The sequence below is a fragment of the Mycoplasmopsis felis ATCC 23391 genome, from assembly GCF_000701865.1.
GTDB lineage: Bacteria > Bacillota_I > Bacilli_A > Mycoplasmatales > Metamycoplasmataceae > Mycoplasmopsis > Mycoplasmopsis felis.
The window spans coordinates 1-6,908 of the sequence record NZ_JNKA01000032.1 but is presented as its reverse complement, the minus strand read 5'-3'; the positions used below and the strand labels follow the sequence as shown (position 1 = coordinate 6,908).

The window sequence follows — 6,908 nt, the reverse complement described above, 5'->3', positions numbered from 1 at the left end:
ATTCAATCCAATTATTAAATTTAATTCATATGAATCAAAAAATGATTTTTTATCAAATCACAAACTCACTAATAAACCAAATCTTTGAAAAAACTTTGTCTTTAATTATCAAAGTACAAATGAAATTGATTTAAGAGAAATATATTTCAGATTTATACAAACTAGATATGAAAATTTGTTAAATATGAATTAGGAGAATTATGTTTATACCATATGATAATTTAAAAATAGAAACAGCTAAATTAAGTACATCTATTTATGAAAAGAAATTTAACGAAAATGAACTAAGACAAATAATACTAAACCTAAATTTAGACAGTGAAATGCAGAACAGTTTATTTGATTTAATAAATATTACATCAAATAATATTGAAGAACTTTCATCACAAGTTGAATATATTAATAAGAAAAAACACCAAAAAGTAGTCTTAACTCAAGAAAAATATAAAGATAGTTCTATATATAAATACTTAGAACAAAAAGAAGTTATTGAATTAAAGAACTATGTATCAAATTTCATAGTTTCTGTTGCAAGATATAGAAGACAAGTTCAAAATTTTTTGAGAAGGTAACAAATGGAATATCTGATGTTACAAGTTCATTAAATGGTTTTGCAAGTGGTACTTATGTTGACAAAGTTATTAACTATATTGATTTAATTAATACTGCAGTTTCATTTATACCTAACATTTTTGGTAATACCTCACAATTAATATTAGATTCAGCCGAATCATTGTTATATATTTTAGAAAATCAAACAAATTTTGACAAATTCTCTGATATTTTAAATCTTATTATATCTACTATTAATAATATGAATTGATATAACTGACTTTCAGCATCTTTATGAGTACTTAATGGATTATTCAAAAGGTTAGAGAAGATTGAAATAATATGATGAAGAAATCTGAATATAGAATGTTTTTAGACAAATACAGTAGAATAATTTATGCAGATTACACACATTAAAGAAAAAACACTGATATACAGTGAATTATATTTTCAAGACTCAACAAGAATAGCGAGAATAATACTTTATTTTATTTCATATCTTTTTGCTTTATATTTATTAGTAGCTGGTATCTATATGCTAATAAAACCTAATTTTATTCAGATAGGCACAATTATATTTAATGTTTTTGCATATTTATTTTTTATCTGAACAAACGCATTCTTAATAACCAAATTTATTTTTATATTTAAATATAAAAAGAATTCATTAAATATTGCTTGAGTTAATTTATTAAAGATTCAACTCTTTTTAACTTTTAGATTTAAAAAACTTAGAGAACATAATTACTTTAAGTTCAATATTTAAAAATAAGGCATTTGCCTTATTTTTCTTAATTCTTAACTGAAATAAATAATTCATCTAATTGTTTTTGTTCTACACCTGATGGTGCATTAGTGAAAATATCTTGGTTTTTAGAATTTTTAGGGAAAGCAATAGCATCTCTAATGGTTGATAAATTTGCCAATATCATAATTATTCTATCAATACCTAAACCAATTCCACAATGTGGAGGTACTCCGTAATTTAAAGCATTCAAGAAGAAGCCAAACTTCATTTCTTGTTCTTCTTTTGATAAACCAATTAATTCAAACATTTTTTCTTGAACTTCTTTATCATAAATTCTTGCAGAACCAGAACCTAATTCAAAACCATTTAAAACTAAGTCATAACTTTTAGCTTTTATTTGTTCTTTAGGTAGTGTATTTAGTTCTTCGATAGTATTATCAAATTGAGTAAATGGGTGATGTGCTGCATCTCATTTATTATTTTCATTATCATATTCAAACATTGGAAATTTAACAATTCATTTGAAATTAAATTCATCTTTTGCTCATTTATATCAATTGTTTAGTTCAACTCTGACTGCTCCAAGACTTTGAGATGCATTTTCAAAGTTATTAGCTACAATTAAATAAGTTCCATCTTTATTTTCAAATTTATTTATTAATTTCTTAATACTTTCCATAACTTTATTTGCAAAGTTTGATTCTAAAATTTCACCATCTTGAACAGTAAAGTAAAATAATGCATTTGCCTTGTTTTTCTTTGCTATTTCTTCAAGTATTTTAAACTCTTTTTTAGTTATGATTTCAGAAATTTTTAATAATCTTTTTGATGATTCGTTTTTTATAATGTTGAAATTAGAATCATTACAAAAATCATTTATATCAATTATTTTTTTGTCATATCTAAAATCAGGTTTGTCCGAACCAAAATCTCTAATGCAATCATCATAATTTACTCTTTGAAAAGGTATTTGTATATCAACATCCATTACTTTTTTCATTGCATACTTAAATAATTTTTCAATTTTACTTTGAAAAGTTTCTACATCTGTGAAACTAACTTCAATATCTAGTTGAGTAAATTCTGGTTGTCTATCTTTTCTAGAATCTTCATCTCTAAAACAACGTGCAATTTGAAAATATTTTTCAAAACCAGAAATCATTAATAGTTGCTTGAATAATTGTGGTGATTGAGGGAGTGCATAAAATTCATTTATATTTCTTGTAGGAACTAAGAAATCTCTAGCACCTTCTGGTGTAGCTTTTGAAAGAATCGGAGTTTCTATTTCTAAAAACCCATCATTTTGTAAAAATTCTCTAACAGCAAAAATAAATTTATTTCTAAGAGCAATTGTTTTTTGCATTATAGGTCTTCTTAAATCTAAAAAACGATATTTTAATCTTAATTCTTCTTTAACTTCTATATCATCTCTTATTTGGAATGGTAATTCTCTTGATGAAGAAAGTACCTTATATTGTTGAACAAAAACTTCAATTTCACCAGTAGGCAAATCATAATTTTTATCCTTACGCTCTTTAACGGTACCTCTAACTTCTAAAACACTTTCTTTAGGAAAGTTTATTGGTTCATTGAAAACAAGTTGTGTTATACCATGTTTATCTCTTAAATCAACAAAATTAATTTCGCCAAATTTTCTTTTGTTTGCTACTCATCCATACAATATAACCTGATCATTTAAATTAGATAAGTTTAATTCATTGTTATTTATTGTTTTATTCATTACTAATTAATCCTTCAATATATTCTTCTAATTCATTGATATCTATATCTAAATCGCACTCTTCTAGAAATCTTAATAAATCTGCAATTCCTTGATTGTTGTTTTGGAAAATTATTTTATCATTAGTTAATAAGTTTTTAGCACAAAACATATTAGGTTGTAGCATCTTATCATCATAAATAATTATTTTTGCATTTTTCTTGTTTGCTTTTTCAAATAATTTTTTACTTTTTATTACATTAAACTCAAATTCAACAGAAGGAAATAAGTTGATTAAGTGTTTATAAGTCAAATCAAATAATTTAGATAAATTAGTTTCATTTAAAGAAGAACTTACATAGATATCACAATTATTTATTTCCTGTTCTATATTAGTACTTTTGATAAACCTTTCTCTGATTAAAGATGCACATCTATCAATGCCAAAACCAAAACCTACACTTGATAAATCTGGTCCACCCAATTCTTTTATTAAATTAGAATATCTACCACCACCAATTATAGTAGATTGAGATCCAATATCTTTAGTATCTGCAACAAATTCAAAAACTACTTCATCATAATAATCTAAACCACGAACCAATTCATTACTTTCAAGATATTCAATTCCTAGTTCATCTAGTTTTATTTTTACATTATTATAATAAGTTTGAGATTCTTCTGATATGTAATCTTTTATTTTAGGTGAGCTTTTTATAAAATCTAGTTTTGAATCTATCTTATCATCTAATATTCTTAATACATTGTTTTCAAGCAATCTTTTTTGTGATTCTTGTGTTAATTGATCTTTAAATTTAATTAAATAATTTTTTAAACTTAGTTCATAGTTTTTTCTTGATTCTAAGTTTCCGATAGAGTTAATTTTTAGCTTATAAGGAACTTCTAAATAATCTAAAATACCAGCTGCAAGATAAATTACTGCAATATCTTTTAAATAGTTTTTTTCTCCAACAAATTCTACTCCAGCTTGATAAAATTGACGATAACGACCTTTTTGAGGTTGTTCATATCTAAACATAGGCATATTGTAAGCAAACCTTTGATTTTGTTCAGTATATCACTTATTTTCTATATAAGCTCTAACAAAAGGTGCTGTTCCTTCTGGTCTAAGAGAAATTTCTCTTTGACTTTTATCTAGAAAATCATACATTTCCTTTTGTGCAATTTCTGAATCTTGAACTGTTCTTTTAAATAAATGAGTTGATTCAATAATTGGAGTTTCAACGAATTTAAAACCATTTTTTAGACAAAGTTCTTCAAAAATAGAACTAATAAAATTTTTTAATTCATATTCAATAAAATTATAATCTTTAGTACCTTTAATTTTTGTAATCATATAAACCTGCTTTTAAATTTTTATAATTATACATTTTAATAATAAAAAAAGTTTCATATTAAGAAACTTTTGCTATTTATTTTTAGATATTTTCAATTTATTTTTTTCGCCCAAGATATGACATTTTCTACATCTTGCTTCATATTCTGAATCACCCAGAAAATTCAAGTCATTATTGTTTTCTTTTCTAAATGAAAAAGCAGCATCTGATTTACATAATAAGCAAACGGCTTTTAATTTAGTTATATCATCTGCTATAGCTAGCAAACCGGGTGCTACTCCAAAAGGTCTTCTTAAATAATCCATATCTAGACCGCTAATAATAACTCTAACTCCATTTAAAACTAATTTGTCAATTACTTTGAATATTCCATCATCTAAAAAATTTACTTCATCTATTGCTACGGCCTTGAACTCAGAATTTCAATGCTTTAATATCTCTGAAGATTCTTTTATAACTATAGCATTTGTTTTAGCACCTGTCCTACTAACTATTTTATTTTCATCAAAACGAACATCAAATGAAGGCTTAAACACAATTGTATTAACTTCAGCAATTTCTAATATTTTTAATCTTTTTAGTAATTCTTCTGTTTTACCAGAAAACATAGGTCCAGTAATAATTTCTAATGTACCTTCTGGTCTTTTTAAATTCATAGTCCTCCTAAGTCTGAAAATAGATTATATTATCATTTTGCAATTTCTCAAAGCATTTTATTTAAATTTAATATTCTTAACGAATTTTTTTTTGAAGATAAAAATCGAAAAAAGTAATTTAATAAAAAGATATTTTTTGTTTATAATAAATAACTATCAAATTAAAGGAGTTATTATGTTAATTGGAATTAGCGGAATGATAAGCAGCGGGAAAAGTACTCTGTCACAAAAATTAAATGAACATTATAAAAGTTCAATGATATTAGAAGAATATGATGAAAATAATGTTGTATTTAATACTTTTTTAAAGTGGTTGTATGAAAAACAACCAAATTTAACAATGGGTTTTCAAACATATGTTGTAGAAAATCATACAACTAAATTACATGATTTATTTAATACTTTTAGAAATTTAAATAAAGATTTTGCAAAAGATCATATCTTTTTAGATCGTTTTAGTGTAGAACATTATATTTTTGCTCATGTGAATTTAAAACCTAAAGGATTAAGTTATTTAAATGGTTATGATGCACTATTTGAATTTTTAATAACAAAAGAAGAAACACCGGATTTAGCTATTTATTTAGATATGTCTTATGAAACTTTTGAAAAAAGGTTATTTTCAAGAGGGAGAGAAGTAGAAACAAATAACTATTTTCAAAATAAAAGTTATTTTGAAAATTTATTTAATGTTTATAAAGACTTATTTATTAAACAAGCAAATAAATATAATTTAAATTATGTAATTATTGATACAAATAATTTAACAGAAGAAGAAGTTTTAAAAAAAGCAATTTCTATCATAGATAATTTTGATTTATCAAATGTAAGTAGAAAATAATGGTTATAGCAATTAGTGGAATGATAGGTTCTGGCAAATCAACACTATCAAAACATTTAAATCAACATTATCATAAATCTTATTTGTTAGAAGAGTTTGCTCAAGATGATGATGTTTTTAATACTTTTTTGAAATGAGTTTATGAAAAAGAACCAAATATAGATATTGCTTTTCAATCATATATTATTGAATCACTATCAGATACTTTTGCTAAAAAAGAGAAATTATTTTTAAAAGATAGAAATCATAAAGAACACTATATGTTTCTAGATAGGTTTAACTTAGAGCATTATATTTTTGCACTTGTTACATTAGAAAAAAAACCATATAGATATACACAAGCATTTAATGCTTTATTCGAACATATTATTAATTTAAATGATAACCCTGATTTAGCAATCTTCTTAGATGCTGATTTTGATACTATTAAAAGTAGAATACTAAGTAGAGGAAGAAAGATTGAAATAGATAATTTTGAGATAAATGAATATTATTTAAAAAGATTACACTCTTTATATAAAGAATTATTTTTATTTTTAGTAAATAAATATAATATTCCCTATTATATTATTAATACAAATGATATTAATGATGAAAAGGTTTTAAATCAAACAATAGATTTTATAGATAAATATGATTTTACTAAATCTATTAGATATAAATAATTTATAAAAAATTTAACACAAGAAAACTAGAACAAAATATTTTGCTCTAGTTTTCTTCTTTTATTTTCCTTAATATTGCATCAATTGCAGAACCTGTTGCAGATACTTCATCTATAAAAAACCTTACTTCAGGAACTTTTCTTCAATTAAGTGATTTTGAAAGTATTTTACGAACATAACTTGCTGAACTATTTAATGCAATGATACCTTTTTGTACATTTTCTGATAAATTAACATACACTTTTAAAACTGATAAATCTGAGGATAATTTGACATCCATTACAACAGGATCAATAATATTAACGTTTGTTAAATCATTTTGAATTATGCTTGCTACTAATTGATGAACTTGTGATTCTTTACGTTTT

At 23.8% G+C, this 6,908-nt stretch carries 9 protein-coding genes; 4 read left to right on the top strand and 5 right to left on the bottom strand.

From position 1 onward, the window contains the following. Both T405_RS03955 and T405_RS03355 read left to right on the top strand, forming a co-directional pair. The coding region (locus T405_RS03955) for a hypothetical protein (protein ID WP_036431238.1) at positions 1–193 on the top strand (193 nt) is incomplete at its 5' end. Between the two features lie 7 nt (positions 194–200). Continuing rightward, complete coding sequence (locus T405_RS03355) at positions 201–572, top strand: hypothetical protein (protein WP_036431235.1); 372 nt, start codon at positions 201–203, stop codon at positions 570–572. A gap of 73 nt (positions 573–645) precedes the next feature. Here T405_RS03355 and T405_RS03350 read toward each other — a convergent pair whose 3' ends face one another. The 4 genes from T405_RS03350 to T405_RS03330 form a co-directional block, all read right to left on the bottom strand. After that, positions 646–870: a hypothetical protein gene (locus T405_RS03350; RefSeq protein WP_036431232.1), complete on the bottom strand. Its 225-nt coding sequence runs from the start codon at positions 868–870 to the stop codon at positions 646–648. 473 nt (positions 871–1,343) lie between these two features. Further along, positions 1,344–3,041 carry an aspartate--tRNA ligase gene (gene aspS, locus T405_RS03340; protein WP_036431226.1) on the bottom strand — a complete coding sequence of 566 codons (1,698 nt, stop codon included), beginning with the start codon at positions 3,039–3,041 and terminating at the stop codon, positions 1,344–1,346. Next, entirely contained in the window at positions 3,034–4,377 is a 1,344-nt protein-coding gene (gene hisS / locus T405_RS03335) for a histidine--tRNA ligase (RefSeq protein ID WP_036431224.1), read from the bottom strand. The genes aspS and hisS overlap by 8 nt, the downstream gene beginning before the upstream one ends. Before the next feature lie 72 nt (positions 4,378–4,449). Beyond that, on the bottom strand, positions 4,450–5,034 hold the full coding sequence (locus T405_RS03330) for a thymidine kinase (protein ID WP_036431221.1): 585 nt from the start codon (positions 5,032–5,034) through the stop codon (positions 4,450–4,452). Positions 5,035–5,209: 175 nt separating this feature from the next. On the opposite strand from T405_RS03330, the gene T405_RS03325 reads away from it, so the two are divergent. Together T405_RS03325 and T405_RS03320 are read left to right on the top strand one after the other, a co-directional pair. Next, on the top strand, positions 5,210–5,875 hold the full coding sequence (locus T405_RS03325; protein ID WP_036431218.1) for a deoxynucleoside kinase: 666 nt from the start codon (positions 5,210–5,212) through the stop codon (positions 5,873–5,875). Further along, complete coding sequence (locus T405_RS03320) at positions 5,875–6,540, top strand: deoxynucleoside kinase (protein WP_036430615.1); 666 nt, start codon at positions 5,875–5,877, stop codon at positions 6,538–6,540. Before T405_RS03325 ends, T405_RS03320 begins: the two co-directional genes overlap by 1 nt. 46 nt (positions 6,541–6,586) lie before the next feature. Here the strand turns inward: T405_RS03320 and rbfA are convergent. Then, positions 6,587–6,908: 30S ribosome-binding factor RbfA (gene rbfA, locus T405_RS03315; RefSeq protein ID WP_036431215.1), on the bottom strand; the 322-nt coding region annotated here is incomplete at its 5' end.